The organism is Sphingobium sp. LMC3-1-1.1, from assembly GCF_040676285.1.
GTDB lineage: Bacteria > Pseudomonadota > Alphaproteobacteria > Sphingomonadales > Sphingomonadaceae > Sphingobium.
In genome coordinates, this window is sequence record NZ_JBEGHQ010000019.1 from 1 (window position 1) to 3,581 (window position 3,581).

Annotated in this window: 4 protein-coding genes; all 4 read right to left on the reverse strand. The window is 57.6% G+C overall.

Annotated features, from left to right (window positions below; translation table 11 throughout):
• A partial coding sequence (locus MRBLMC3_RS13410) for a hypothetical protein (RefSeq protein ID WP_363829564.1) occupies positions 1–439 on the reverse strand: 439 nt, incomplete at its 3' end.
• A gap of 844 nt (positions 440–1,283) precedes the next feature.
• On the reverse strand, positions 1,284–2,081 hold the full coding sequence (locus MRBLMC3_RS13415; RefSeq protein ID WP_133655087.1) for a transketolase: 798 nt from the start codon (positions 2,079–2,081) through the stop codon (positions 1,284–1,286).
• Positions 2,082–2,215: 134 nt separating this feature from the next.
• Positions 2,216–2,770 carry an AraC family transcriptional regulator gene (locus tag MRBLMC3_RS13420; RefSeq protein WP_363829567.1) on the reverse strand — a complete coding sequence of 185 codons (555 nt, stop codon included), beginning with the start codon at positions 2,768–2,770 and terminating at the stop codon, positions 2,216–2,218.
• Between the two features lie 182 nt (positions 2,771–2,952).
• Positions 2,953–3,144 (reverse strand): hypothetical protein, encoded by a 192-nt coding sequence (locus MRBLMC3_RS13425; protein WP_363829569.1) that lies wholly within the window; start codon positions 3,142–3,144, stop codon positions 2,953–2,955.
• Positions 3,145–3,581 lie beyond the last annotated feature (437 nt).

Below are 3,581 nucleotides of genomic sequence, written 5' to 3' on the forward strand. Positions count from 1 at the left end.
TCCGCTTCGCGTTCGCCTTCTCAACGCCAACCTCTTCCATGATCGAGCCGCGCCAGCTTGATACCACCGGGCGCCAATTTTCGGGGCTGATCCAGGGATTATGCTTCTGATGCTGCTTGGCGGCCGAACCGATGTCCCACATGATCGGTTCGCGATCGCGCATGATGAGCGCACAGCGAAAATATTTGTCGCGCGCCCAATTGCCGATGTGCGCCGCAGTCGTATAGCGGATGTTGTTCATGTCGAACAACAGCACCGCGCCCATGTTCGACGTCTTCAGCTGGTCCTGAACGCGCTTGAACCGATATTTGCGAAGCCGGTCGAAATCGACCCGATTCTCCCAATCCACGGCCATGATCGCATTTTGCGAAGCACCCCGCTTGAATTCCTCCGGCAGCATCTCCGGAGTACAATGGATGTGTTGAGGGTGGCTACACATGTCGCTCTCCAATGGTCCTATTAAACAGGTGCGTATTCGTCGGCAGACGCCGTATCAAAATGCGCACAGGGCGAATCCGCAGGGGCGAATCCAGAGCCTGATTTCGGTCAGATAGTTAGGTGGCCGCTGCCCACCGGTCGCGCGCAATGCTTCATGAAATGCCATGCCCAAATCCCCTATCTTCAGGCTCGTCGCGTATTTCAGTCGCTACGCCGAGGACCCACACTCGGCGAACTTTGTAAGAGAATAAGGGCTGAATGGCCGTCGCCGTTAGGATTGAAGGCTTGATCGCTTGAACTACTTTGTCTGCTGCACAGCGTGCAAAGTAACTTTCTAGAGCGGGTTTCGATCTGATTGAATCAGATCGCCGCTCTGAATTCTTTGGCTTCCGCGATTTCTTAACCAGCGATCGGTTCCGATCGCTTGGAAATCACTCTATTCTTCGATCGCGACGTGATCTTTGGTATTCTGAACATACTTCAGCGGATTGTATCGCACCTCCGGTGCGGAGACGGGGGGTGTCGCCGCACACATGGATAGAACCGTCATCACCTGGGGATGATAGCTCAATGTAGACAACCAATACCCCCAGCCCGAGACGCAAATATATTTAAGTTCACAACGGTCATCGAAACGTGGCGAAGTTTTCCGACCCAGTTCCAAATGCTCGATACCGTAATGGCGGCATGATCGGCCTCCGCAGCACCGAGATCGAGTACGCGCCGACAACCGCGCAGGTGATGGGCTGGATCGTCCACATCGATCCAGCCCATCACCGGACACTTCAGCCATCGATCAGACACGCGTCAGATCGGTAGGCTTAACAGTGGTCAACAGATCCTGATCACGCCGGCTCGGCGGACAGTTCCTTGAGGACGTCCCGGGTCAATTCGGGAGTGAGCTTGATGAAATGCCCATCGACGGTCGGCGGAAAAGATGTGAGCCCGCCCAATATGTCGGTCTTCGCCAGGATTACCGTCGGCCGATCCGACGCAAGCGCATCATCCATGCCCTGCCGGAGCGCATCAATGTCATGGCCATCGCATTCGACGACGTTCCATCCGAAGGAACGCCATTTGTCAGCAATTGGTTCGACCGTGGTGACGAAGGTGATCGGCCCGTCAACCTGGGAATTGTTGACGTCCATCACCGCAATCAGATTGTTGACCTTGTGATGAGCGGCGAACATGGCCGCTTCCCAGGTCTGTCCTTCCTCCATCTCGCCATCGCTGATCAGCGCGATCGTTCGTCCGCTCTCGCCAGCAAACCTCTGGGCGAGCGCCAGGCCAATGCCGCCGGAAAGCCCCTGCGCCAGCGAACCGCAGGTGATGTCGACAATCGGCGTGCGTTCCGTACTGATCGCTTCCAGCAATGCTTCGTCCTTGCCATAGTCGGCCAGCGCCTCGCGCGGGAGAAGGCCGATCTCCGCGGCGACGGCATAGAAAGTAATGGCATAGTGCCCCGGCGACAGCACGAAGCGGTCCACGCCCTGCCGCCAGTAATTTTCGCCGAAGATCACTGCCATGATCTCCGCCGTGCCGAGCGCCTGGCCCAGATAGCCGAAGCCCTGAATATCAACCATATTAACGGCGTTGACGCGAATCCGTCGGGCGAGATCTTCGGTGTTGTTGGACTGTGTCATGCCCCATACTCCTTGCAATATTCAAACTTCAGCGAAATGGGGGCCTGTTGGCCGCCCTCACCAGGGGAACAGACCGGCTGAAAGCAACTTCCCGAACAGATCAACTATCGGCTGGCTTCGCCACCCTCCCCCAATCAATGGCGCTGGGCGCTGATCGCAGACAAATCGATCTCCGATAGCTGCCGACGCCGGAATTCGAGTGGCGACATGCCCAGATCCTGCCGGAACCGCCGCGAGAAATAGGCGTGATCGTCGAACCCGCATTCAAACGCCACCTGGGACACCCGCCTGTCGGTATAGATCAACAACTCACGCGCATGCTGCAGCCGCGCCTTGAGCAGAAGCTCGCCGAATGTCTGCCCGGTCACCCGCTTGATGCGGGCGGCCAGGCAGCTGGAAGAGATTGCAAGGTGGCGGGCCGCTTCGTGGATCGACAGGCGCTCGGCCAGATTGGCGTCAATGAACTGACGCAACTCGTCGATCTTGTCCGAAGCACCTTCATGCTGCTCCATCTCGGCCACCTCGACGATCTCGCTCTCAAATGCCTCCACCACCTCAAGCAGCAGGATGGAAAGCTGCGCGCGCGCATATTGCTCAGCGCCCAGGCTTTGCGAGCCGTTGCGTTCGATCAGCGAGGTCCAGATCCCCTGGAGCTTCTCCGTCAGGCAGGGATCGCATTCATAGCGCATCTGCTTCTGCGCTACGAAGGGCAGAAGTTCAGGGGCCGCGCTCAGCGTACTGGGGTGCGACCACAGGCGTTGGGCATCCGCCGGCAGTTCGGGATGCAGGAATTTCAGATTGAACTGGATGGAAAGGCTGGCGGTGTGCCCGACGATGGTCGCGCCATGGCGCAGCCCTGGCGGGGTGAAGATCAGGCTGCCGGGATTGGTTCAATCTCCGAACTGCCATAATGCTGCATGCGGCGACCAGAGAGGATCAGCAGCGCTTCGAAATGATCGTGCGAATGGACAGGAAATACGCCGCCGCGATGGCTTTCCTGGCGCGCCATGAAATATTCCGCAGTGTCGCCCCAGGTAGCCGATGCCGATAGATCGTTCATCATTTCCCCTCATTGCGGAGTCGAAGGACCGTGCTGTCGTACTGGAGCTAAGCATGCCAAATCGAAAGCCGTTAGGATAGCCAACTTGATTATTGGACGAATTGGCCGTCAGCGCCGGCAGCTGAGGAGGTCGAAAGAGAATGGGTGTCCCGCGCCAGCCCATATTGATCGACAATGACGTGGGAGCGATCGCGTGCGTCAGAATCTCGGCGTGGATGTCGATGACGCCCTTGCATGAAGCATGATCATCCCGATGTCTTCTGCGCGACGCTGCTCAACGCCCAGCCCCTCCTGCTCTTAGTGCCAAGAGACTTAGGCGATGTTGACAAAAGAGGTTTTCATTTGGGCTGAGTTCTGATTCAAGGCTGCTTTTTTGGGGCAGCGATGTTTCGGGGCGATTTGTCGGATGAAGAGTGGGCGGTGATCGGCGGACTTCTGCC